This window comes from Streptomyces sp. NBC_01477, assembly GCF_036227245.1.
Classification (GTDB): Bacteria; Actinomycetota; Actinomycetes; order Streptomycetales; family Streptomycetaceae; genus Actinacidiphila.
This window is the reverse complement of sequence record NZ_CP109445.1, coordinates 4,434,147-4,459,099: the sequence shown is the minus strand read 5'-3', so window position 1 is coordinate 4,459,099 and position 24,953 is coordinate 4,434,147. Positions and strand designations below refer to the sequence as shown.

Genomic DNA, 24,953 nt, shown 5'->3' with positions numbered 1-24,953 from the left:
GCCCGCAGGCGCTGCTTCGGGCATAAAGCCCGTACCCCGATGAAGATAACTACCAGAGACCAGCCGGTAACAAGCGGTCAGATAGTCAATTCCTGGACCAGTTCGCCGACCTCAGCCCGCCAGGCGCGGACCTGGCTGTGCGTCGGACCGATCTCGTACTGGTGGTAGTGGCACCCCAGGCAGAGGTGCGACCACACGGCGTTGGCTCGCCGGGCGGTTTTCGCCTCGGCGTAGCAGCGGAGGCAAAGCATCTTGGCCCGGGTGGCGGAAGAACCCAGCCCCGGCACCGCGGCGTCGAGAGTGCGGTCGACGGCGAGCTCCAAGGCGGTACGCAGGGCGAGGGAGGCTCCGCGGTGACGGCCGACGGTCGTGGCGCCGAGATGGTCGCCGGCGACCAGCCGGTCAGCCGTCAGCAGGAGCTCCTCGATCGACGTGCTGGAACTGGTCATGGCGCAGTCACCTCCGGCTTGCGCACCTTCAGGGCGATGGCCTCGACGTCGTCCACGAAACGGTGCGGGTCGGTGATCTGCGCTCCCGAGGCGTGGGCACCGTTCTGACACCGCTTGAAAAGATCCACCGCGCGCGGCCCGCAGAGGGCGTTCAGCTTCCGGTAGACGTCGCCGGTCCGCTCGATGTCGCCGAACAGTGCCAGCGCCGCGACCTTCATCAGCTTGTCCGCGTCGCTCACGGCAGCGTGCAGCATGTGCTCGGGACCGCCGGTGCGGTGGTGACGGATCCAGGCCGCCTCGATGAAGGCGTTCTCCAGAGCGATACGGCAGAGGCTGGGCAGTACGTGGGTCCGTGCCGCCGGCGGCAGACCAGTGGTGCTGGCGAGCGCGCGTGCGTCGTCGAGTGCCTGCCGGACCGGGTCGGTCACGGCCTTCATCGCGACCTTGGACCCCTCGCCCCGCTCGACCTCGATGACGGTCACCGGCAGTTCCTGGCTCGTGAAGGCACGCTGCAGCCGGGTGTCGTGGGTGAAGACGACGACCTGCCGGTGCTCGCCCAGCTCGTTCAGGACCTCGGCGAGTCCGTTGACCTTGGCGGGGTCCATGGACTGCACGGGGTCGTCGATGACGATGAAGCCGAACGGGCTGTCGGCCGTGGCCGCGCGCGGCAGGAACAGCGACAGCGCGAGGGAGTGCTGCTCACCCTGGCTCATCACGCTCAGCGCCGAGGCGTCCGTGCCATCGACGGAGACGTCCATGACCAGCTTGCGGACGGCGGCCTTGTCGCTTCCCTGCAGGCTCACGCCCTTGAGGTCGATGTTGCTCTCCTGCCGGAGCCGTTCCCAGATCCGCTGCGAGTGGTCGACGAAGCCTTCCATGCGCTGGGCCCGCAGCTCGGAGGCCAGCGCCTTGACCCACGCGCGGGCCTTCCTGACCTGGCTCAGCAGGGGCTTGCCGTCCTCCGCCGCCCGGGCACTTTCCGTCCAGCTCGCCAGGCGGGTGACGAGCCGGCGCCACCGCTCGTCACGCTTCTCGAGCTCTTCGGCCGCGTGCTCCTTGACCATGGCGCAGGCGTCGGCCAGGGTCACGGCCGTCTCGTATGCGCGCCGGGCGAGCTCGCTCGGGTCGGTGATCGTCCGGCAGCCGAGCCAGGCGCCCCACGGGTCGGCCAGTACGACCGGGATCCGCTGCGGGGTCTCGATGAGGTTGTGCACCGCCCTCGTGGCCGACCGCAGCGCGCTGCGCGCGTCCTCGGCGGTCTTGGCCTCTTCTCGCAGCACGGCGATCTGGTCGGCGGCGTTCGCGGCCCATGCCGCGTCGAGCACCTGGTCCGTCCCGCAAACAGGGCAGGACTCGTCGCCGGGGTGCCGGTTGCTGTGGGTCAGAGCCTTCTCGAGGAGGGCGGCACGCTGCAGGGCATCCTCGGCGCTGGTCGTACGTACGTCCTCGACGTCGGCGAGAGCGAGGCGCAGCTGCTCCACTGCCGCCCCGACCTGCCGCGCGTCAGGAGCCCGCACGTCGAGCGCCGCACGCAGCTCCCCGACGAGGCCGTCGTCAGCCGTCGGCAGGCCGGCCACCAGCGCCTCAAGAGTCTCGAAGTCCGGCCGTCCCTTGACGTCGACGGCCAGCAGAGCCCGGACCGCGCGGTCGTCGTCCTCCAGCATGTACAGGGCGTCCTTCAGCTCCGGCACCTCGGCGTTTGCCGCCTTCACCGCGTCGTTGAGCCGCTTCTCCTGCTGCTGGAGCCTGCTGTCGGCGGCACTGAGGTGGCCCAGGCCGAGGATAGTGGCGATGGCGTCGTACATCTGGGAGGGCTTGCCGCTGATCATGCGGTCGAGATCGACGTACGACAGGAAGGGCCGGTAGTCCGTCAGGGCCTGCTTCCAGTCCACCTGATCCAAGGGGACACGACCGTGTCCGGGCCGCCTGAGCTCCCCCTCGGAGTCGCCGAAGTCGTCGCCCTTCCAGGTACGGGTGAGTGTGCTCCGCCCGGCGTCGCCCTCGATGGCGAGCTTCACCTCGATCTCCGGGCGGGCACCGTCGTGGAGGTTGCGCCAGTTGCTGCCGCGCAGCGCTTCCTGCCCCTGCCACCGCAGGTTCACGCCGGTGAAGGCGGTCTCCAGGCCCTCGGCGACGCTGGACTTGCCGGACCCGTTACGGCCGACGACCAACGTGACGCCGGGGCGGGGGCTGAGGTTCAGCCAGGTGCGCGGGCCGATGCCCCGGAAGCCGGCGACGGCTACTGAGTCGAGGTAGACCCGGTCGGCCGGCGAGGCTCCCTGCGCCTCCCCGCTGCCCAGCGCTTCCTTGAGAAGAGCCTTCACGGGGTCGCCGAGCGCCGCCGCCGCGAGACGGGCGACCACGAGCTCGGCCACAGCCACGGGTTCGCTGGTTCCAGCAGGTTGCACGGGGCCACCGGAGTGGTCCGGGTCTTGCTCGGATCGTTCAACTTCAGACAAGGGGTGCCCTCCGGAAGCTTCGGTACGGGTGCAGAGGCGGAGTTAGGGACGTCCGGAGTGAGGAGCGCCCTGCTCACGGCAAAGGCAGCAACTCATCTGGCGCGCAGCGGTGTTCGTGGTGCAGAGCAACCGTCAGGCATGGGCGCTAGCCGGTGAGGAGGACCTTAACCACAAGACCGCGAACTTTGGAAGTTGATTGGAAAAGCTTGGAAAATCGTGGGCCGCCATGTACCCTGACTGCGTGGCGAGGACCATCGAAGAACTAGAAGCCCAGCTGGCACGGTTGCGGGCGCTCCTGCGTGAGGCGAGCCGTGCTCGTGACGCTGCGGCTGTCTCTCGCGTCAGAGCGGAGATGCGCAGCGTTGAAAAGGCATGGGAGGAGGCGCTCACGGTCGAGACGGCTAAGGGTGAGGCTCCAAGGGGTGGTATCGAATCCGAACTTGAGGCCCCAGCCCCAACGCGCCGACCTCCGCGCGACCTGGCCAGCGTTCCGGTGCGCGAGCAGGTAAACCAAGCACTCGCGATCCTCGGTGCACCCGCGTCGCCCAAGCTCATCTCGACGGCCTACCAAGCTTTCTTCGCTGACCCTTTGGTCCCGACCAAGCTGGCTTCTTTGCGCCGAGACGAGGAACGCTCCTTCACCGCGCAGGGCCACTCCCGTCCCTACTACATCTGCGCGGCGCTGACGCACGACCGACTCAATCCCGCCCGAGGCTTGCTGGCAGTCTCGAATTGGCCCTTGGAGCGCCGCATTGTTGCACCCCTCAGCCCGCGTACAGACTTCCTCACTCACGCGGTCGGAACAGCTGAGCAGATACAGCGCCTAGCGGCGGCTGGGCACTCCCCCCCGGCTGAGGCTTGGCGCCTGCTTCGCCGCTTCGCCTTCAATATTCCTGGAGCCCATGAGCTGGGCGAGCCGGATCCCGAGCGGATTATCGCTGCTGCTCGCAGCGAGGCGACCGTGCATCAGGAAGCAGATGACTGCGAACGTAAGTCGGCGGCAGCTCGAGCTCGTACTCAACTCAGTGATGTGCAGCAGTTGTTCGGCGTATCGTCCTTGCACATCTTGCGCGGCGCCAGCACCTCCTGACGTCCCTCCGAGACACATCCGCCAGCAGTGCCGAGAGACACCGAGACAGACCATGCCTGTGCAGTACCCGGACGGTCCGGGGGACAGACTCGCCCGCCTGCGCGGTCCGCTTCCCCCCCAGTCGTACAACGCACGTAAGATCACGGCCCTAACTGCCAATCCCGCCTGTGCCCGTCGCGCAGTGCTCGATGCTGCCGGCATCGATAAGGCGGCGCTTGCCATGCGGATCGGCCACGAACCACGCTTCGGCCAGTCGCCCTTTGCTCTGACCCGTGGCCTGGCCTTCGAAGAACTGGTCAAGCGGGACGGCTACGCCGAACTGTTCAGGCTGCTGCGCGCTGAGGTCAACGCACACGTGGCCGAAGCCGGAGTCGCCGACCTCAACGATGTCGGAGGCACCACATCGCTGCCCCTTCGTGAGAAGGAGACCCGCAGGCTTATTCGGCACCTCGCCGCAGGGAACGAAGACAGGCTGATCCTTGACCACCCGGTGCTCAATCTGGAGGTGGCCGGACGTACTGCCTACCTGGAGCCCGACGCCCTTACTCACCGCATCGAGGGCCGGTTCCACCTCGTCGAGATCAAGTCATTCCCCGCCATCGACGGGCAGGCCAGCCCGATAGGCGTGGCCGAAGCGGCCAAGCAGGCAGCCGTCTACGCCATCGCGCTGCGTCGCACCTTCACCAAGGTCGGCCTCGACGAGGACTTGATAGCCGACCAGTTCCTGCTGGTTTGCCCGAAGGACTTCAGTAACCGTCCCTACGGCCGTCTCGTCGACATCCGGCAGGAGCGCGACGCCATCGCGTTCCAGCTTCACCGGCTGCGCCGCGCTGAGGACATTGCCAAGCTCTTGCCGAAGAACGCGACGTTCGATCTCAGTGAAGAGTCCGCCCGCAGCCGCGCGGAACTCGATTGGTCCGTAGCTGCGCTGGACGCGTCCTACACGCCAGAGTGTCTGTCCTTCTGCGAGATGGCGCGATACTGCCGAGAGGAGGCCGACGTCTGCGCCACCCCCGCCCGACTGGGCAGTGCGGTCCGCAACGATCTGCCGGGACTGGACTCCACGGACACCGCGCTGACTCATCTCGACGGCACTGCCGTACCTGCCGCCGATACTGGGCAGACCGAGGTAATCGAGCTGTTGCGCAAAGCAAACCACCTGCGTGTGGCCCGCCGGGGGGATGTCGCGTGAGCACACTTACGACTGTCGCGTCCCTGCACGCCACCCGTACAGGCTGTGCAGAACCGATCGCCACGGTGCGTCACCAGCACTTGGATGACAACCCGTTCGTCCTGATTCCGCTCACCCTCGCTGGTGAGGCATGCGCCCCGCTAGCAGCAATGGCCGGCACTGATCGGGACGACCCGGTTTTGCTGACCGTCAGGCAGCCACGCAATATCGCCGAACGGTTTCAGTTCGCGCAGCACCTGGCCGCGCTCCTGCTGCCTTACCTGGACGGATGCCGCTCACAGAGCGAGACCTATTTCGCCGGGCGTGGCAAGGAGGAGCGATCTCGCGTCACTCGCGCACCTCAGATTCTGGTGCCCAATGGCGAGGGTATCGCGTACCTGTCGCTGCTCGGCCGCCTGACGCGGCTGCGCTCCACTGAGGGGCCTTACGCGGTTGCACCGTCCGTTCCCTTGTTGGGCAAGTGGCTTACGTGGGCTGCGGATCGGGCTGAGTTTCCCAATACCAGCATCCTGCTGGCCATGACTCGTCTGCTCGCCGCCCACTGGGTCACCGGTCAGAGTTCGGCTGAGGACTCCCACCTGGCCTCATTGCTCGCCTGGATCGAACCCCACGAGGGGCTCACTGGCGCCCAGTCCGCCCGAGAGGCCGAGGATCCAACTTGCTATCCTCCCGCCGGGCCAGCGACGGACCCGGCCTTCGATCGCACCCTGTACGAGCTGATGGCCCACTACGGTGAAGCGCCCACTGACGGTGCCCGCGAGTCCGCGGCACGGCAGATTGACGCCGAACTACGCGGGCAGTTGATGCCCACCTGGCGACAGATGTGGCGAGGTATCGATCTGATCCGTGCTCTGCCTAAGGGCGGACACGTCGACCGGCGTTGGGAGCGAGATCGGGAAGCCTTCACCTCCTACGCCACCTACCTGGAAGAAGATGGTCGTCCTCAGGCCCGTCGTGACCATGCGGTTGGCGCGGCCCGTCGTCTGGCCCGCCTAGAGGAAGCACAGGCCGAGTACCAGGTCCAGTGCGCCTACGACGACCCGCTGGTCATGGCGGAGTACGAACTGACCGGCGAGGCGTTCACTGGCGCGGTGGTCGACCGCGACCCGGATCGACTCGATCTGAGTGGTAAGACCCCGAAGCGTCGACCCACTATCACTCTGCGTACGGAGGAACGCCCAGACGTAGTCGTGGGAACTGTGGTCAGGTCGCCGGCCCGCAGCAGCCAGGCCGCCGAGGTGTTGGGATTGACGGACCTTCCTGACGGCGCTTGCGAAGCGCTCCTTCAGGTCACCAGCGGCTTGGGCCGCGGCTACAAGCAGCCACTGCCGCCCGGCGCTGTCCCCGAAGTGGGCGAACAACTGACTTACACCACCCTCAGCCCGAACGGCGTGCCTTCCCGGCTGCCAGCCACTGAGAACACCCCGTGGACTCATGGCGGTCCGCCACAGCCCTACCAGCCGAGCACCGAAGACGCCGAGGAGACCTGGGAATGACAGCCGCAGGTTCCCCCAGCGAACGGGCCGACCGCGCCGTGGCCGGCATCCTCGCAGACCTTGACCGCAGCGGGCGCGGTGTCGTCGTGGACTCACCACCCGGCGCCGGAAAGTCCACCTTGGTGGTCAAGGCAACTGGACACCTGACTGCGGCCGGCAACCAGGTGATGATCGTCGCCCAGACGAACGAGCAGGTCGACGACCTTGCAGACAGGCTGGCCAGGGAGCACCCTAGCCTGCCGCTCGGACGCCTGCACGCCAGGGGCTTTGCCTTGCCACAGCGAGTGACGCGCCACCCCCAGATCACCGGCAGCGACAAGGCCGAAGAGTTGCGCCACCTACCGGTAGTGGTGTCCACCGCAAAAAAGTGGTCGTACGTGGACGCAGAGAAGTGCGCGCCCTGGACGTGGGCGATCGTCGACGAGGCGTACCAGATGCGTTCTGACGCGCTCCTTGCCACGGCGCCGCTGTTCGACCCCGAAGATTCGCGCGTGCTCTTTGTCGGCGACCCCGGGCAACTCGACCCGTTCTCCACCGTGGACAGCGATCGCTGGCATGGCCTGACCTGGGATCCGCTGCTCAACGCGGTGGACGTCACTCTCGCTCACCGTGACGATCTTGCTCGGCACCAGCTCCCTATCTCTTGGCGCTTGCCGGCAACCGCCGCTCCCTTGGTTGAGCAGGCCTTTTACCCCTACTACCCTTTCGAGTCGGGAACCGGGCCCGCGGACCGAGAGCTGTCCTTCAGTACGGCGCCTCACCCTGCTTTCCCTGTTGACCATGTCCTCGCCCGAGCCGCTGCAAGCGGATGGGGTTACCTGGAACTCGAAGCCCGGCACACCCTCGATCACGATCCCGAGGTGGCCGAGGCGTTGGCCGCGGCTGCCGCCCGCCTGCTGGAACGTGGCGCCCTCGCTAACGGTGTGCCGGTCACGGCGGAGCGAATCGCGATCGGCGCGGCCCGTACCCTCCAGGCCGACGCCGTCCGCGCACGACTGCGGGAACGGGGGTTGACCGACATCTCTGTCGACACAGCCAATCGTCTGCAGGGGAGAGAGTTCGACGTCACCCTGGTATGGCATCCCCTGTCCGGCCGTCAGGACGCCAGCGCCTTCCATCTGGAGACCGGGCGCCTTTGTGTGTTGCTTTCGCGGCACCGCCACGCCTGCATTGTCGTGGCCCGCGCCGGCATCCGCGACCTCCTCGACCGGCACCCCACCACTCGTCCGGTCCACCTCGACGTCCCCCCGAAGTTCCCGGACGGCTGGCGTGCTCATCAGACGGTCATGGGACATCTGGAACGACCTGAGCACCAGGTCAGGGCCTTGTAATCACGCAAACCGGCATGTAACGGCAACGGATCGCGCTACGGTCTTGAACAACTCGGTCTGAGGGAGAACAGCACAGCATGGCAACAGCGATCGAGCAGCCAATCATCAATTCGCCGTTCCACGAGCCGACCAAGCACTGGCAGCTTGACGAGCGAGGTCAGCCGAGCGGGGAGCAGGCCGAGGGCCGGCGCCGCAGCGAAACCTGGATGCCTGTCCCGCGGGCGAGGAAGGGTCGCAAGGTCGCGCAGGGCGTCTTTCAGGACGATCTCTTCTTCGACGGCATCATCGAAGAGCGCAAGGGCCAGGACGTCATCGGCAACATCCGTGCCGAGGTCAGCCGCTGGCGCAACAGCGGCTACCCCAATATTACGCCCACGACTCGCCGGCTGCTGGAGTACTGGACCAACCCGGAGCGCGAGCGGAAGTTCTTCTTCGCCCAGCTCGAGGCTGTCGAGACCGCCGTCTATCTGACGGAGGTCGGCACCAAGCTCGGCAGGGCCTGGATGAGCGCGCATCTGGAGGAGGCGAACGCCGAGCACAACGCCGGGCTGCCGCGTGTTGCGCTCAAGATGGCCACCGGCTCCGGGAAGACGGTTGTCATGGCGATGCTCATCGCCTGGAACACCCTCAACAAGGTCGCTGCCTCCCAGGACAAGCGGTTTGCAAAGCGCTTTCTGCTGGTCGCCCCGGGGATCACGATCCGCGACCGGCTGCGGGTGCTCATGCCCTCCGACCCGAACAACTACTACAAGGAGCGGGACGTCGTTCCGGCTGACCTGTGGGGTGCACTGGGCCAGGCACAGGTAGCGATCACCAATTACCACTCATTCATGCTCAAGACGACTAAGGAAGGCCAGGGGCTCGCCTCCAAGACGAAGAAACTGCTACTGGCGAAGTCCAAGGACGATCCGTTCGTCGAGACTCCGGACATGATGGTCAACCGCCTGCTGCGGGACCTCGGCGGCAGCAAAGGCGAGATCGTCGTCATCAACGACGAGGCTCACCACTGCTACCAGACACGGGCCGCGGCGCTGGAGGGCGCGGTCACGGTTGACGACCTGACCGGCGAGGAGAAGAAGCAGGCGTCGGAGGAGAATGAGAACGCCCGTCGTTGGTTCGACGGCCTGAAGCACATCATGCGCAAAACCGGCATCAAGTCGGTCTACGACCTCTCCGCTACCCCGTTCTACCTCAACGGCTCGGGCTACCCGGAGGGAACGCTGTTCCCCTGGGTAGTCAGCGACTTCGGACTGTTGGACGCCATCGAGTCCGGCCTTGTCAAGATCCCAAGGGTGCCGGTCGACGACGACGCAGAGCACAAGGACGTCTCGTATCTGAACCTTTGGGAGCACATAAGGGACGATATGCCCAAGCGCTCCCAGAAGCCGGAGGCGCTCGCGGATCAGTCCCTTCCCGGCGTGCTGGACGGCGCCGCCCGTAGCCTCTACCGCAACTACGAGAAGTCCTTCCGGCTGTGGGAGGAGGAGACACAAGGCAACGGCACGACCCCGCCGGTGTTCATCGTCGTCTGTAACAACACGACGGTTTCACGCTGGGTGTTCGACCGCATCGCTGGCCGTGACCTGCCAGATACAGATGGTCTCGGTGCCCCTGGTGAACTGGCACTGTTCTCCAACTACGACGAGAAGGGGCGCCGTCATCACGTCCCGCGTACCATCCTCGTCGACTCCACCCAGCTGGAGTCCGACAGCCCGCAGCTGAGCAACGAGTTCAAGGTGGCCGCGGCCGAGCAGCTGGAAGCGTTCAAAGAGGAGTACCGCACCCGCTTCCCCGACCGAGACGTCGAGACGCTGACCGACGCGGACCTTCTGCGCGAAGTACTCAACACCGTTGGCAAGAAGGGCAAGCTCGGCCAGGACGTGCGCTGTGTCGTCTCGGTTTCGATGCTGACTGAAGGCTGGGACGCCAATACGGTCACCCACATCCTCGGCGTCCGCGCCTTCGGCAGCCACCTGCTCTGCGAACAGGTCGTCGGGCGTGGGCTGCGGCGCATCTCGTACGCGGTCAACGGCGAGGGCCTCCTGGAGCCGGAGTACGCGGACGTGTACGGCATCCCGTTCCAGTTCATCCAGACCGACCCCAATCGCGAGCTCAAGTCCAAGCCGCGCCCCGAGCCGAAGCACGTGCGGGCCATGAAGGACCGCGAGCACTTGCGGATCACCTTCCCTCGCCTCGAGGGATACCGGGTCGAGATCGAAGAGGCGCAGTTCTTCGCGGACTTCACGCACGCCGAACCGTTCAAGGTCAACGAGGAAGTAGCGACCCGGGCCACGGTGGAGGGCCTCGTCGGGGAGAGCGTCGAGCACTCGCTGGGCAGCGGACGCGAGGTACGGGTGCAGCAGGTGGCCTTCAAGGTGGCGAGCCGTGTACTGGAACGGCTCAAGGACCCTACGCAGGCACCGAAGCCCTGGCTGTTCCCGAACCTGGCCAAGCTCGCCAAAGAGTGGATCGTACGCTGCGTCGATGTGCACGACCAGAGGGCGCTGACGATCCTCTCTGAAGTGCCCGAGGAGGGACGCCGGGCCGCAGAACAGTTCTTCTCGGCACTGAACCGCCAGGAGGGCAACGACTCCGCCAAGGTCCTGCCGATCTTCGCCAGGTACGCGCCCGAGGGATCTTCAGATGACGTGGATTTCTTCACTTCCAAGGCGATCCACGTGGCCGAGGAGGACAAGTCGCCGGTGAACTTCGTCGTTCTCGACGGCATCGGCGGCAACACCTGGGAGCAGATCCTGGCCACGATCCTCGACGGCCATAAGTACGTTGACTCGTACGTCAAGAACGACCACCTGGAGTTCTGGATCCCCTACCTGTACGCCGGCCGTACGCACCGCTACCTGCCTGACTTCATCGTCCGGCTGAAGCCGCGCGGCGAGGACGACGAGCTGCGCCACCTGATCGTCGAGGTGTCCGGCTCCCGGAAGTCAGTGGGCAAACGGGCCATGAAGGCGGAAACAGCGCGGATGTGGTGCGCAGCGGTGAACAACCACGGAGGCTTCGGCAAGTGGGGATACACCGAGCTGTCGGAGGATCCCACCTCGTTCAAGACGCACCTGAACGTGGCCATCGAGAGCCTGTACGTGAACGGGGCTGTCACAGGTCTGCACGCGGATGCCTTCCCGTACGACGACGGGGCGCCGGACCCGGATGGCTACGACTGGGAAGACCTGTTCAGCACAGCACGTGAGGCCGAGAAGAAGTACTTCGAGGGTGACGTTCGGGAAGGGAAGTAAGGACATGGCCGCTCCCCGCGGAGGTACCGCCGCAAACAGTACGAAGGCCGTGCAGGCCATAAAGCATGAGGAAACACGAGTGAACAATCCCACGGCGGACGCGATCGACCTCGTCACGGAGGAAGTCGAGGAGTCCAAGACGCTGCTCTACCCGCGCGACCCTGCACTCGACCCCCAGTTGGTCTGGAAGGGCAAGGACGAGCAGGACCGCCACGACCTTGAGGTCCCTGCCCCTGCGATCTTCCGGCAGGAGCGCATCGAACCGCGCTACCTCGTTAAGCAGCTGATGGAGGAGACGAAGAAACGGAAGGCGGCGGCCGATTCGGGAGATGGGACCGACGAGGGACTGGCTCTTTTCGGCACAGATTTCTTCAACGACGGTATCCCCGATGAGTTGGACAAGGTCGACTGGTACCACCATCAGATGAACTGGACCAACCGCATGATCCTGGGCGACTCGCTCCAGGTAATGGCGAGCCTTGCGGAGCGGGAGGAGTTGCGAGGCAAGGTTCAAATGGTGTATATCGACCCGCCGTATGGGATCAAGTTCAACTCCAATTGGCAGGTTTCTACGCGCTCCCGCGATGTGCGCGACGGAAATCTCACGTCTGTAACACGAGAGGTCGAGCAACTCCGTGCCTTTCGTGACACATGGGAACTGGGCGTTAACTCGTACCTCTCGTACCTACGCGATCGCTTGAGCATCACGCGAGAACTCCTCACAGACTCAGGGTCGATTTTCGTGCAGATCGGCGACGAGAATCTCCATCTTGTCCGCTCTATTATGGACGAAATCTTCGGCCCGGAGAACTTCGTTTCGTGCATCACGGTCACAAAGACAACGAGCGCCACTTCACAGTATCTTGCCGGCGTATCCGACTACATCCTCATGTATGCCCGAAACCGAGAAAACCTAAAATTCCGACAAACTTGGATCGAAGCAAGAAGTTCTCGCACGGGATATAAGTGGGTTCAGAATTCGGATGGGATGCGCAGGTCCGCCACTTCGGAGGAGTTGCAGGATGAGTCGCAGCTTCCCGAGGGAGCAAGGATCTACCAGCCGGACAATTTGACCAGCCAGCGCCCCCCAGGAGATTTTCCTGTCAATTTCGAGGGGAAGACCTACCGCCCGAGCGTTGGATACTGGAAAACTGGGCCGGAAGGAATGCGGCGCCTCATCCTCGCCAGCAGAATTCACTCTGCGCGGAACAGTCTTCGATACATTCGAGCCAAGGATGACTTCCCCTATCGAGGGGTGAACAATGTATGGACCGACATGGGAACCGGAAATTTCACGGAAGACAAAGTTTACGTCGTCCAAAGCGCAAATAAACTTGTCGAGCGTTGCATGCTCATGGCGACTGATCCTGGCGATCTCGTCCTTGACCCCACTTGCGGTTCGGGTACCACCGCATTTGTAGCCGAGCAGTGGGGACGCCGCTGGATCACAATCGATACATCGCGCGTGGCGATCGCCCTCGCCCGTCATCGCCTTATGGGCGGGAAGTACCCCGCTTACCTCCTCGCCGACTCCCCTGAAGGCAAGGCGAAGGAGGCAAGTGAGAACCAGCACCAGTACGACCGCTCGCCCTCCAAGTACGACATTCGGCGCGGCTTCGTCTACGGACGGGTTTCGCGCATCACCCTCAAGTCCATCGCGAATAACCCGGATATCAAGGAGGGCATGACGCGGGAGCAGATCGACAAGGCGATCGCAAAGCACGCCGAGTTCGAGACACTCTACGACCGTCCGTACGAGAATAAGAAGGCCGTCCGCGTCTCCGGTCCCTTTACCGTTGAGTCGCTCTCCCCCCACCGATCTGTCTCCTTTGACGAAGAGGTCCCGGCCTCCGAGAAGGCCGCAGAGATGATGCCGTCTGGCGCCTCCTACGAGGAGACCATCCTCGAGCACGTCAAGAAGGCTGGCGTACAGAACGGCTACCGCAGCGAACGACTGGAGTTCGAGTCGATCGAGCCGGTGTCCGGACGTTTCCTCACCGCTGTCGGGATCCGCAAGGACGCTGAGGAAGGTACCCCCACCCGTGTCGGCATTGCCCTCGGTCCTGAGTATGGAACCGTCGACCCGATCTTCATCAAGAGTGCAGCCCGCGAGGCTCTCGCCCAGGGGAAGATCGACCTCCTCCTAATCCTCGGTTTCGCCTTCGACGCCAACGCGACCGAGGCGACCAACGAGATCAACTACGAAAAGGGCGAGTTCGCTGCCGTCATTCAGGAGCGTCGCGTCGGCAAGATGGCTGTGCTCAACGTCCGGATGAACCCGGACCTCGCGATGGGCGACGAGTTGGCCAACACCGGCAGCGGCAACCTCTTCACGGTCTTCGGCGAGCCGGACATCGACGTGACCGAGACCGACGACGGCCAGCTCGTAGTCGAGATTAAGGGCCTCGATGTCTTCAACCCGACCACGGGCCAGGTCCGCTCCGAAGGCCCGGACGACATCATGATGTGGTCGCTCGACACCGACTACAACGCCGAGGCGTTCTTCGTCCGGCACGTGTACTTCGCGGGCGAGAACGGCAAACCCACCGGCCTCAACCCCTACGAGCGTCTCGGTAAGGCGCTAAAGGGCGAGATCGACGAGGACGCTTTGGCCACGCTCTTCACCACAAAGTCCCGGCCGTTCCCGAAACCGACTTCCGGCCGGATCGCGTTGAAGGTTGTCAACTACTACGGCGACGAGGTACTCAAGGCCATCGAGGTCTGACCCGTTCCTGGGGCGGGGCGTTTGTGTGCCCCACCCTGACTTCCAGCCTCTTCGACTCCACCAGGGGGGACCTGTGGATTTCACCGATGCACAACGCGTAGCGATTCAGACTTGCGACGACAATCTTCTCATCGTCGCTTGCGCGGGGTCGGGCAAGACAGAGGTGATCTCCCAGCGTATCGCTGGCCTGCTCGGCCAGCCCGGCGTCGAGCCGAAGAACATCGTCGCCTTTACCTTCACAGAGAAGGCCGCTGGGGAACTCAAGGAGCGCGTCCACAGCCGCATCCATCAGCTACACGGGGAGATCCACGGGCTGGCCGAGATGTACATCGGCACCATGCACGGATACGCCCTCGAGCTGCTGCACAGCCACGTCCCAGAGGCGTTCAAATACAACGTCCTCAACGACGTGCAGACCCGCCTGATCATCGACAAGTACAGCACAAGGTCAGGTCTCACCACGACGAACGCGGTGGTACAGGGGGTTGCCAAGCCACTTCGCCGCTGGGTTAACTCCAAGCTCTACCAACAAGTCATGTCCATCCTTCGGGAGGACGAGGTCGACTTGGAGGGACTGCGCGAGGATGTCGTGGACGGTCTCGACAAATACATGGACCTGCTCGCGGACCGTCGTTACTTCGACTATACGGGTATCCTCCATACGGCCGCAGTCCTGCTGAACGACGATGAGGACGAGGGCAACGAGTCGGTCCTGAACCTGCAGCGGCATGTCCGCGAGACAGTCCGCTATGTCGTCGTCGATGAGTATCAGGACACGAATCCGGTTCAGGAGCAGCTCATCCGGGGGCTTACCCGGTATGGCGCCAACCTCTGTGTTGTCGGGGACGACGACCAGACGATTTACCAGTGGCGCGGCAGCGCGGTGCAGAACATCCTGACGCTCGAGTTGCGTTACCCGAAGGTCACCCGGGTCACCCTGAACGAGAACTTCCGCTCCAGCCGGGCCGTCGTCGACATGGCTCGCACGGTCGTCGAGGCAATACCGTCCACCGACCGCCTGTCCAAGGCGATGACCGCAGCCGGCCATCAGACGTTTGAACGTGGTGACCTGCTCGCACTTGAGTTCTCCGAACCCAGTGAGGAGGCAGTCTGGCTCGTCGATCGGATGGATCGGTTGCGGGGCCTGCCCTTCCGGGACTCGGCGGAGGCTGAGCCACGCGGCCTGACCTGGTCCGACTTCGCGGTTCTCTTCCGTTCCGTCAAGGCGGACGCGGGGCCGTTGGTGGCCGAACTGCGCAGACGGGATATCCCCTATGTGATCAAGGGACTGACCAAGCTTTTCGAGACCCCGGAAGTGCTGGCCGCGGTCTTGTGCTTCCGATTCATCGCCGAAGAAGCGGACGAGGAAGCGGTGATCGATGCCTGGCTCGACGCCGGAGTCGGAGTGACCGAGGGCGATCTTCACGCCGGCATGAAGGTGCTGGAACGCGCCATGCGCTGGGATGCTTCGAAGGCGTGGGACTCGACCACACTCCAGGGTGTCTTCCTGGACTTCCTCGAAGCGATCGGGCTGCAGGAGGAGAGTATCCCCGGCAACCGCGGTGAGCTCGTCTACTACAACCTGGGCCGTTTCTCCACTGCCATCGGTGACTTTGAACGCATCCACCTGACCAGTGAGCCGAAGCAGCGCTTCGAGGCGTTCGCCAAGTGGGTCGAGTACCAGGCGCCGGACTACTACGAGGAGTCGGACGGAGACAACGGATACGCCCAGCCGAACGCTGTCGTCATTGCCACTGTGCACCAGGCAAAGGGCATGCAGTGGCCTGCAGTCTTCCTGCCCGCGCTGCGCAAGAACACCTTTCCTGCATCCGGGCGTGGCGGACTCGGCGTCTTCCACGTGATCGAGGAGAACCTGGTTCCGGGAGCGGCGCGGTACAAGGGCACCGAGGCAGACGAGCGCCGTCTGTTCTATGTCGCCGTGACCCGCGCGCAGAAGTACCTGGCGCTGACCTTCGCTCCGAACGGCAAGCGCAACGGGGGGAAGCCGTCCGCATTCTTCAACGAGGCGACGCGGGTGCCCACGGTGCTCACCCGCGAGGTTGCGCCGTCCCAGGAGAGAAAAATCGCGGAGACTCCGCGTCGCGGGACGCCGGATGTCGTCATGTCCTTCTCCGACATGAAGTACCTCTTCGACTGCCCGTACTCATTCAAGCTGCGCCTCCTTTACGGCTTCGACTCGCCGCTGCAGAAGGAGCTCGGCTACGGCAAGTCGCTGCACGACGTGATGGCTGAGATCCATAAACGGGCCATCCACGGCGACATCGCGTCGCCGCACGAAGCTGAGGACTTGGTAGAGCGGCACCTCAACCTACCGTTCGCCAACAAAGCCGCCGCTGACCAGCTGCGCCCCGCTGCCGAGGACGCGGTGCGCCGCTACCTGCTGCGACATGGTCCGACGCTCCACCAGACACAGTATTCGGAGCAACCGGTGGAGATCCACCCCGCTTCCGGGGTAACGGTCACCGGCCGCGTGGACCTGATCAAGCGTCTGGACACGAACGAGACCTCGGTTGTCGACTTCAAGTCGAGCGAGCGTGCGCAGAGCGAGGAGCTTACGCGGGACCAGCTACACCTTTACGTACTCGGATACCGGGAGCTGACCGGCCAGCCTGCCGATGTTGTCGAGGTACTGAATCTAGACAAAGCGGGTCAGGATAAGCGCGAGATGGTCGATCCCGGAGTTATCGACTCGCTCAGTCAACGCGTCACTCAGGCGGCGGACTCGCTTCGCACCAACAATTTGCCGCGTCTGACCAGCTGGTGCTCCTCCTGCGCTGGCTGCGATTTTGTCGGCATCTGCCGCAAGCGTGAGGCACGACCTTGAGAAGTTCGGTTGGGCCCTCTTACCTCTGGCGTCCGCGCGCTGCCTGCTTGACCTGAACGAAGCTGGCGTTCCCTCCCTAGTCGAGCTGCGTGCTCAAGCACGGACCTGCGTCAGCGGTGGCACTTTGCCGAGCCTGGCTGGTCCCGGCGGAGCTCATCGCCAAGCTCGTTTGAGATGGCGGAAGACACCCGCGGCGAGGAGTTCGAGCCGCTGCTGGCTGGCCTTCCATGACATGGTGGCCGACCACAGCACGGCTCGGGCTGTCGCCGGACGAGGTCTGGCCGGCACCGCCCCGTGAGCTGGTCGCAGAGGCTCGCAGCAGACTGCCCTCACTGAATTGCGCGCGAGGCGGTCCGCGTACGCCTGCGAGAAGCGGCCGCGCCGCTTGCGAAGGCCCGAAACTAGCTGATCAACCCCAGGTTCATCAGCCGGAAGCCCATAGCAGCTGGGCTGACGGCGAAGACAGCGGCCAGTGCTGCCGTGCAGCGGTCGGGATCCTGTCGGGTCGAAGGATCCAGCCTGAGGATCTCGTTGCGCACGGCCTCCTGCGGCATTAGAAGACTGGCGGCGAACGCGTTTGCCTCGATCTCTTCGCGATCGGTCGCGGTGCTGGACGTCTTGTCCCGGAGGTTGACCCGTACCGGGCGGTCGAGGACCACCTCACGGCCAGGGTGTAGCAGAAGATGTCCGATTTCGTGAGCGACGGTAAAACGCTGCCGGTTATCCGAGTGCGAGTCGTTGACGCCGATCACTGGTGCTTCGCCATCCCGGCGCAGCAACATCCCTGAGACGTCACCGTCGTCGAATGAGCTGCGTGAGATGACTGCGCCGACGTGCTGCGCCAAGCGCTCCACGGCGATCGGCGGACCGGTCTGGCCGGCTTCTGCGAGCAAGTGGGCAGCGAGAGCTTCAGCACGTCTAGCCACGGTCGGCCCCCTTCACGTTCGCCAGTACGTTTTCGGCCCACGAGCGGGTGTCTTCAGGGAGGTCGTCCAGGACATCCGTGCGGCCGGTCGCCGTTGGCAGCAGCGACTCCGGTTCGACGTGCAGTGCTGATGCGAACTCCAAGAGCATGTGCAGGGGCACTCGCTGGCGCCCCTTTTCAATGTTGCTGATCGACGTGCGGTTGAGGCCGACAGCGCTGCCGAGTGTCTGCTGGTTCAGCCCAAGGGCGGTACGAGCTTGTCGTACCCGTTCGCCGAACGCTTCGTAGAACTCGTCCATTAGTTCGCATCCTCCCGCACTCACCTACCCGCTTCCAGTCTCGCAAACACTGTTTGCAGATCGGGCATCGTTATGGTTTGCTGGAGTGAAGCTAGTGATCGACCAAAGGATGGGCCCGTGGCACAGCAGTCCCTGGCGCAGCTCCTGGAGGAGGCGCGTCGCGCAATTCAGGTCACCGAGGATGAACTGAAGGAGGCGCGGCGGCGGCGCGAGCTGCTTGCGGCTGCAGCCCGGAGCGCCTTCCCGGGCTCTTACATCTATTTCAACGGAAGCGTGGCTCACGGGGACGCCAATACGCCCCTTACCGATGTGGACCTCGGCGCGGTGCTGGCCCCCGCCGACGCCGACGGATTCGGGCCGGGGGAGCAGTCCGCGCGCCCGCTCATGGAACGCATGCGGGACGCGATCCGCGAGTCACTCAGCGACGAGTTCCGCCGTCTTAGTGTCGAGGTGGAGGGACGCCGCCGTGCGGTGCTCGTCCGGTTCGGTGATCCGGTGACGGCCGGGCAGGAGGACTTCACTGCGGACGTTATGACGGCCCTCCGTCATCCGTCGGGCCGTGGCCTGTGGATCCCGAACACGCAGATCAAGGCGCAGTGGGATCGTGCAGACCCGATCACCCACACCGCAATGGTTCTCCAGGCCATCAAAGACACTGACAAGGTGTTCGCGCGAGCCGTACGGCTGATCAAGCACTGGAACTGCAAGCACAGCAAGCCCATGTGCTCGTGGAACATCAAGGCGCTGTGCCTGCTGTGCTTCAAGGAGCCCATGCCACTGATCAAGGCGCTGCAGATGTTCTTCACATTCGCGGAAGAGGAGATCGAGAAAGGGCCGACGCCCGATCCGGCCGGCGTCGCTGGACCCATTCCGCTCGGACTGCCGATCAAGGACGTGCGCAACCGGCTCCAAACGGCACGGAAGTACATCGACCTCGCCATCGACCACGAGACGGCGGGCCGTCCGTTCAGCGCCCAGCATGCGCTTCACCAGGTTCTTCCGGATCTGGTCCCTGATGTCGACGCGACGCACGAGGAAGCTGCTCGCCTTGTCACTACCGTGCGCGCCGGCAAGAGTGCGGCGACCGGCCTGGGCCTGGCCACAGGCTTCGTCACCCCGGCGCGCGCGTGGGCGCCTGAGCAGTGACCATGTGGTACGGGGTCCAGCCCGCGTGGTGGGCCCCGCTCGAACGGGATGCGCGGCTGCTCTTCGGATCGGGTCTCCGCCACCAATACCGTCCCGGGGCCCTGACGTACTACCTCGATGGGCTTGACGTCATCGGAGAGCCTCATCCTGTAGCCGTCTCAATCCGTTTTTTTGAAGCCCCGCCGTACGCCACCTACGGTCAGGACCCTGCCGACTTTCCCCGCGTTCACGCGATGCGAGGGTTGGCTTCGAAGCACCGGTACCCCGATGACGACGCGCTCTGCCTGTGGTTCCCAGGGGATCCAGTAGCGAACCGTTGGACCAGCTCCAAAGGCCTACTGGACCTCATCGAGGTAGTGCGGACACACTTGTTCCTCGAGCACTACTGGCGTATTACCGGCGGGGACCACGGCGGTCACTGGCTCGTGGACGATAAGCCCCACGGTTTCCCTGGGGGCAGTGTGTGGAGAGGATCTCTGCGGCGAACTCCGCGGGCTGGACGTGGGCGCAGACCGCAGCGCTGATCGTCCCATGTGTAGCACTGCTCGGCGCATTCCTTACCTATGCGCTCAATCAGCGTGCCGCCCGGCGCGAGAGCCGGGCAAGAACGTTCGCCGAGGCACTCTCTGCCGTCGAGGACTACCTGGAGATGCCATACCGCGTCCGGCGTCGGCCAAACACGGCCGAGGGACGTCACAGCATCACGAACGAAGTGAGTGCAGTCCTGGCCCGGATGGCGTTTCATCAGGCGTGGCTCCAGATAGTGGCCCCACCCGTTGCTGGCCCCTACGCTGCACTTGTCGCGACCGCCAGGTCAGAAGCGGGTGCCCAGATGCGCATGGCGTGGCAACAGCTCCCCATCGCTTCCGACCGTGAGGTCAACCTCGGCACGGCGTACCCACGGCATCTGAGTGATGCCGCTCGTGCCTCGTGTCTTATGGCAATGCGGCAGCATCTATGACCAGGGCAGGCCCGGCCGTAGACGATCTTGAAGAAGACGTCTGAGTGGCGCTACCTGCGGTGCGGGAAACGATCTTGATGATCATGGGAAACGATCTTCGACCGGTCAGCGTAGCCTCTGACCAGCGCTTTTCGTCGGTGCCCCACAGCGAAGCACCGTTGAAATGGTGCCCTTCACAGTGACGGAAGTCGCTGGGGAGGGCACTTTTTCGCGTTCCGGGACCAGCGTGTCGGTGGACGTCCGCCTCCGGTCGCCGCGCGGGTGCGTTCAGGCGGGACGGGCGCGGGCGGGGTAGCGCGCGCTGAAGAGGGCGGGGCGAGGCCCTGCTGAGGGTGTTCATCCTCGGGGTCCTCACTCCTCTGGAGGCGGTCACCTGCCTCAGTCCCGAAGCGGCCCGCGCCGCCGAGGGGCATGCCGGACTCCGGCGGCTGGACGCCGCGGTCGGCTGGGGGGACGACCGCCTGTCGGTCTACGGGCGGCTCGCGCTCGAGTACGGCCTGCGGATGACCGCCATGCACGAGGAATGGGCGAGCTGGGCCCAGGAGCAGGTCGCCGAGCTGACCTGACTCCCGCGGGAGCCCGCCGCGAAGGGTGGCAGCCCCGCGGGAACCGGGGCAGGGTGGTGTCCGTTGGAGCCATTGGGCAAAGGAATCGTCAAGTGGCGCGGCCCGCGCCGAACTGAGCAGGGAGATCCACCATGGGTGTCAGCCTCTCCAAGGGCGGCAATGTCTCACTGACGAAGGAGGCCCCCGGACTCACGGCGGTCACCGTCGGCCTGGGCTGGGACGTCCGCACGACCACCGGCACGGACTTCGACCTCGACGCGAGCGCTCTGCTGCTCGACGCGTCGGGCAAGGTCGTCTCGGACAAGCACTTCGTGTTCTTCAACAATCTCAAGAGCCCCGACGGCTCGGTCGAGCACACCGGTGACAACCTCACCGGTGAGGGCGAGGGCGACGACGAGGCCATCAAGGTGAACCTGGCCGGCGTGCCCGCCGAGGTGGACAAGGTCGTCTTCCCGGTCTCGATCTACGACGGCGAGACCCGGCAGCAGAGCTTCGGCCAGGTGCGCAACGCGTTCATCCGCGTGGTGAACCAGGCGGGCGGCGCCGAGATCGCCCGTTACGACCTGACCGAGGACGCCTCGACGGAGACCGCCATGGTCTTCGGCGAGCTGTACCGCAACGGGGCGGAGTGGAAGTTCCGGGCCGTCGGCCAGGGGTACGCCTCCGGGCTGCGCGGTATCGCCCAGGACTTCGGCGTCAACCTCTGACGTAGCGTCCGCGTCCGCGAGTCCCCGTCCGTCACCGTGCACGACGGCGGGCGGGGCTCGCGGGCCAGGTCGCAGGCGGGCTGGGCCGGTTCAGCGGTCGGCTCACCGGCGGTCCCCGCGCTGGGCCTACGGATGGGCCGCGGCGTCCGCGTTGTAGCGGACCAGATAGCGGGCGAAGCGCTCCAGGTCCTCCGGGTCCCACGCGGCCAGCCGCACCTGGACGGACTCCTGCCTGCTGGCCCGGGCCGCGGCCAGGATCTCGATCCCGCCCGGCGCCAGGTGCAGCACCTGCACCCGGTGGTCGGTGTCGTCCACCCGGCGCTCGATGAAGCCGAGCTTCTCCAGCGCGGCCACCTGCCGGCTGACCGTGGACTTGTCCAGCAGGTAGTGCGCGGCCAGATCGGTCGCCCGGCAGCCCTGCCGCTCCTCCAGATGCGCCAGGATCGTGTACGCCACGAGCGACAGTTCGGGGTGCATACGGGCCGCGGTGGCCCGCGCCCGGCGGGCGAACGCGGTCAGTTCCCGCTGGACGGTGTCCAGCGACGACTCCCGTGCGCTCATGACTGCGACTCCTCACACCGGTTCTCCGGGCGGCCGGGTCGCCGACCGCCTGCGGAAACGTTGTGTTGTAGAGTGCAACGATATCAGCTGGGCAGCGTGAGCTCGAACCACACCACCTTGCCCACGACCTTCCGGCTGGTCCCCCAGCGCCGCGCCATGTGCGACACCAGCGCAAGACCGCGCCCGCGTACGTCGCCGGATTCCGCGCGCTGGAGCTGCGGCAGGTTGTGATTGTCGTCGCTGACCTCCACCAGCAGCTTGCCGACCCGCATCATCCGTAGCTCCACCTCGTAGGACGCGGCCCGGATCGCATTGGTGACCAGCTCGCTGACCAGCAGTTCCGCGGTGTCGCTCAGCCGGTGCAGGCCCCAGTCGGCGAGCTGCCGCCGGGTCACGTCGCGGGCCCGCGCCACCTCGCCGTGCTCCAGCCGCAGCCGCCACCGCGCCACGTCCTGCGGCGCGATGCCGTCGAAGCGCGCGACGAGCAGGGCGACGTCGTCACGCCGGTCCTCGGAGTGCACCCGGGCCAGGATCTGCGCGCAGACGTCCTCGGGAGTCTGCTGAGGCTCGATCACATGGGCGCACAGGGCGGCGAGTCCGGCATCTATGCCCTGGCCGCGCACCTCCACCAGACCGTCGGTGCACAGCACCAGCCAGCTCCCGTCCGGCGCCGGGATCTCCACCGTCTCGAACGGCACCCCGCCGACGCCGATCGGCGCGCCGCCGGGAATCTGCAGCAGCTCGCCCCGCCCGTCGTGCCCGGCCAGCACCGGCGGGATATGGCCGGCGTTGGCGAGCGTCAGAGTGCGGCGGATCGGGTCGTAGACCGCGTAGACGCAGGTGGCGAGGTGGTCCGTGCCGAGCCGCTGGGCCAGGTCGTCCAGGTGCCGCAGCAGCTGGGCGGGCGGCAGGTCGAGCGCGGCCATGGTGATGACCGCGGTACGGAACTGGCCCATCACGGCCGCCGCCTGGAGCCCGTGCCCCATCACATCGCCGACGATCAGCGCGACCCGGCCGCCGGGCAGCCGGATCGCGTCGAACCAGTCGCCGCCGACCTGGGCCTGCCGGTCCCCCGGCATGTAGTGGTGGGCGATGCGGACCCCGGGGATGCGGGGCGGCCGGGTCGGCATCATCGAGCGCTGGAGGGTGGCGGCGGCGCGGGACTCCAGGCGGTGCAGCCGCGCGTTGTCCAGATGGACCGCGCCGCGGGCGGCGAGTTCGGCCGCGGTGACGGCGTCGCGGGCGTCGAAGGGGCGGTGGCCGGGGCTGCGCAGGAAGCAGATCCGGCCGAGCACCGTGCCGCGGGCGGTGAGCGGGGTGAGGATCAGCGAATGGCCGGCCAGCAGCCGGCCGAGCGCGGGCACCCCCAGGTCGGTGGCGACGTCGGCCGCCATCGCGGCGTCGACCACCGGCACGAGGACGGGGTCGCCGAGCCGGGGCATCGTGTCCTGGTTGGGCAGCGTGAGCAGTTCGCCCTCGGGCACCGCGCTTTCCCAGCCCGCCGAGGACTGGTCGATGATGGCGACCCGGCGGACCACGATCGTGTCGGCGGCCTTGTCGTCCTGGGGCGGCTCGGTGTCGGAGAAGAGCTGGTCCACGACGAGCACGGTGGCGATGTCCGCGAAGCGCGGCACCGTGACCGAGCACAGCTCGCGCGCGGTCGTGCGCAGGTCGAGGGTCGAGCCGACCACGGAGCCGGTCTCGCGCAGCAGCGACAGCTGTTCGTCCAGCGCGCTGCCGGGCAGCGGGTTGTGGGAGCCGCGGCCCGCGGCGGCCGACGCGGGATGCCCGGCCGGCGCGGCGGCGTACGCCCGGACCGGGGACGGCAGGGCGGCGGACGGGAAGGGGCCGACGGATCCGGAGGACGGGAACGGGACAGCGGTCAGGGCCGACGCGCTTGAACGGTCGCCACTTTGGGTAGTCGAATAATCACCAGGAGTGGCAGCTCCCGGAGGTGCGGGACGGTCGGCGAAGTCGGTGCCGGGACCCGGGTCCGTGCCGGGACCCGAGTCCGCGGCGGGGCCCGGCCGTGGGCCCGGCAGCAGTTCCCGGCGTACGGACCGGTCGACGCGGGCGGCAGCGGCGACCTGGGCGTAGTCCTGCGGGGTGACCGGCAGCCGGACACTGCCCTCCACCTCGAGGGCGGGGTGGCCGAGCGGGGCGATCTGCCGCACGATGCGGTCCAGCCTGCCCGGGCTGACCCCGGGCAGTACGGTCCCGAGCCTGGCGGTCAGCGCGTGGCCCTGCGCCGGATCGGGGGCCGGGCACAGCACGGCGGCGATGGCGATGTCCTGCGGTCCTTCCGCAGTGTACGGCAGCATCCGGCCGCCCATCGCGATCCGCAGGCTGCCGGTGCGCAGCGGTCTGGCGTGCGCGGCGATCGCGAGCAGGCTGCGGCCGCCGGGCTCGGTGATCCGGTACGTCCACCACAGCACGTCCTTGACGGTGCCGTCCCGGTCGGTGGCCGCGAGGGCGCCCGACCAGGCGGAGGTGGTGAGGTCGTCCAGGACGTCGAGGGTGTCCTGGCGGGCGGTGCCCGAAGCGGTGGGCGGCGCGCCCGCGGCGGCGCGGGTCGGGGTGAGCAGGCCCGAGGCGCGGTGGCCGAAGACATGCTCCCAGCGGTGGCCGAACAGCTCTTCCGCACCGCGGTTCCAGTACGAGATCCGGCCGTCCGGGTCGACGCACAGCACCGCGAGGCGGAGCAGCGCGGTCATGCCGGTGCCGTCGACAGCGCCGCCACCGACGGCGGGCGGGCTGCCGAAAGGGGCGGCGGCGCGCGGGCTTTCGGCACCGGGACAGCCGTCGCCGGCTGACGTGGCGCGGTGCGGCGGGCCGGCCTCCGGAGTCTGCCGGGCCGCGCCGGGGCGCCCTTCCTCGGGGGTGGGACAGTCCGTGTGATCGCTTGCGTCGGTGGCTGCGGGATGCCGGGGGATGTCGTCCAACGTCG

General features: G+C 66.1%; 16 protein-coding genes. 10 read left to right on the top strand and 6 right to left on the bottom strand.

The genetic code is table 11. From position 1 onward, the window contains the following. Positions 1-77: 77 nt before the first annotated feature. Positions 78-449: a hypothetical protein gene (locus tag OHA86_RS18650; RefSeq protein ID WP_329176831.1), complete on the bottom strand. Its 372-nt coding sequence runs from the start codon at positions 447-449 to the stop codon at positions 78-80. Beyond that, entirely contained in the window at positions 446-2,830 is a 2,385-nt protein-coding gene (locus tag OHA86_RS18645; protein WP_329176829.1) for an AAA family ATPase, read from the bottom strand. The genes OHA86_RS18650 and OHA86_RS18645 overlap by 4 nt, the downstream gene beginning before the upstream one ends. 319 nt (positions 2,831-3,149) lie before the next feature. Here OHA86_RS18645 and OHA86_RS18640 point away from each other — a divergent pair, with 319 nt between their 5' ends. The 7 genes from OHA86_RS18640 (at position 3,150) to OHA86_RS18610 (ending at position 16,841) form a co-directional block, all read left to right on the top strand. Further along, positions 3,150-3,998: a hypothetical protein gene (locus OHA86_RS18640; RefSeq protein WP_329176827.1), complete on the top strand. Its 849-nt coding sequence runs from the start codon at positions 3,150-3,152 to the stop codon at positions 3,996-3,998. A 181-nt stretch (positions 3,999-4,179) separates the two neighbouring features. Next, on the top strand, positions 4,180-5,190 hold the full coding sequence (locus OHA86_RS18635) for a hypothetical protein (RefSeq protein WP_329176825.1): 1,011 nt from the start codon (positions 4,180-4,182) through the stop codon (positions 5,188-5,190). Beyond that, complete coding sequence (locus tag OHA86_RS18630; RefSeq protein WP_329176824.1) at positions 5,187-6,686, top strand: hypothetical protein; 1,500 nt, start codon at positions 5,187-5,189, stop codon at positions 6,684-6,686. The genes OHA86_RS18635 and OHA86_RS18630 overlap by 4 nt, the downstream gene beginning before the upstream one ends. After that, positions 6,683-8,017 (top strand): AAA family ATPase, encoded by a 1,335-nt coding sequence (locus OHA86_RS18625; RefSeq protein ID WP_329176822.1) that lies wholly within the window; start codon positions 6,683-6,685, stop codon positions 8,015-8,017. The genes OHA86_RS18630 and OHA86_RS18625 overlap by 4 nt, the downstream gene beginning before the upstream one ends. Before the next feature lie 77 nt (positions 8,018-8,094). Next, positions 8,095-11,271 (top strand): BPTD_3080 family restriction endonuclease, encoded by a 3,177-nt coding sequence (locus tag OHA86_RS18620; RefSeq protein WP_329176821.1) that lies wholly within the window; start codon positions 8,095-8,097, stop codon positions 11,269-11,271. Continuing rightward, positions 11,249-13,996, top strand: coding sequence for a site-specific DNA-methyltransferase (locus OHA86_RS18615; protein ID WP_329176819.1), 2,748 nt, complete (start codon positions 11,249-11,251; stop codon positions 13,994-13,996). Before OHA86_RS18620 ends, OHA86_RS18615 begins: the two co-directional genes overlap by 23 nt. A gap of 73 nt (positions 13,997-14,069) precedes the next feature. Next, the gene (locus tag OHA86_RS18610) at positions 14,070-16,841 is read left to right on the top strand and encodes an ATP-dependent helicase (protein WP_329176817.1); all 2,772 of its coding nucleotides are present in this window, start codon (positions 14,070-14,072) and stop codon (positions 16,839-16,841) included. 401 nt (positions 16,842-17,242) lie between these two features. On the opposite strand, the gene OHA86_RS18605 is transcribed toward OHA86_RS18610, so the two are convergent. Then, positions 17,243-17,734 (bottom strand): ImmA/IrrE family metallo-endopeptidase, encoded by a 492-nt coding sequence (locus tag OHA86_RS18605; RefSeq protein ID WP_329176816.1) that lies wholly within the window; start codon positions 17,732-17,734, stop codon positions 17,243-17,245. A gap of 25 nt (positions 17,735-17,759) precedes the next feature. Further along, entirely contained in the window at positions 17,760-18,065 is a 306-nt protein-coding gene (locus tag OHA86_RS18600; protein ID WP_329176814.1) for a helix-turn-helix domain-containing protein, read from the bottom strand. Between the two features lie 117 nt (positions 18,066-18,182). Here OHA86_RS18600 and OHA86_RS18595 point away from each other — a divergent pair, with 117 nt between their 5' ends. The 3 genes from OHA86_RS18595 to OHA86_RS18585 all read left to right on the top strand — a co-directional run bounded on the left by OHA86_RS18595 (position 18,183) and on the right by OHA86_RS18585 (position 21,445). Beyond that, positions 18,183-19,211, top strand: coding sequence for a hypothetical protein (locus OHA86_RS18595; RefSeq protein ID WP_329176812.1), 1,029 nt, complete (start codon positions 18,183-18,185; stop codon positions 19,209-19,211). Between the two features lie 1,284 nt (positions 19,212-20,495). Continuing rightward, entirely contained in the window at positions 20,496-20,738 is a 243-nt protein-coding gene (locus tag OHA86_RS18590) for a hypothetical protein (RefSeq protein WP_329182461.1), read from the top strand. A 131-nt stretch (positions 20,739-20,869) separates the two neighbouring features. Continuing rightward, on the top strand, positions 20,870-21,445 hold the full coding sequence (locus OHA86_RS18585; protein ID WP_329176811.1) for a TerD family protein: 576 nt from the start codon (positions 20,870-20,872) through the stop codon (positions 21,443-21,445). 126 nt (positions 21,446-21,571) lie between these two features. Here the strand turns inward: OHA86_RS18585 and OHA86_RS18580 are convergent, their stop codons facing one another. Both OHA86_RS18580 and OHA86_RS18575 read right to left on the bottom strand, forming a co-directional pair. Then, complete coding sequence (locus tag OHA86_RS18580) at positions 21,572-22,006, bottom strand: MarR family winged helix-turn-helix transcriptional regulator (protein ID WP_329176810.1); 435 nt, start codon at positions 22,004-22,006, stop codon at positions 21,572-21,574. A gap of 83 nt (positions 22,007-22,089) precedes the next feature. After that, entirely contained in the window at positions 22,090-24,720 is a 2,631-nt protein-coding gene (locus tag OHA86_RS18575) for a SpoIIE family protein phosphatase (RefSeq protein ID WP_329176808.1), read from the bottom strand. Positions 24,721-24,953: the final 233 nt, after the last annotated feature.

Coding starts and splice junctions, on each gene's coding strand:
- OHA86_RS18650 (WP_329176831.1), bottom strand. CDS start 449: ATGACCAGTTCCAGCACGTCGATCGAGGAGCTCCTGCTGACGGCTGAC.
- OHA86_RS18625 (WP_329176822.1), top strand. CDS start 6,683: ATGACAGCCGCAGGTTCCCCCAGCGAACGGGCCGACCGCGCCGTGGCC.
- OHA86_RS18620 (WP_329176821.1), top strand. CDS start 8,095: ATGGCAACAGCGATCGAGCAGCCAATCATCAATTCGCCGTTCCACGAG.
- OHA86_RS18600 (WP_329176814.1), bottom strand. CDS start 18,065: ATGGACGAGTTCTACGAAGCGTTCGGCGAACGGGTACGACAAGCTCGT.
- OHA86_RS18585 (WP_329176811.1), top strand. CDS start 20,870: ATGGGTGTCAGCCTCTCCAAGGGCGGCAATGTCTCACTGACGAAGGAG.
- OHA86_RS18580 (WP_329176810.1), bottom strand. CDS start 22,006: ATGAGCGCACGGGAGTCGTCGCTGGACACCGTCCAGCGGGAACTGACC.
- OHA86_RS18575 (WP_329176808.1), bottom strand. CDS start 24,720: ATGACCGCGCTGCTCCGCCTCGCGGTGCTGTGCGTCGACCCGGACGGC.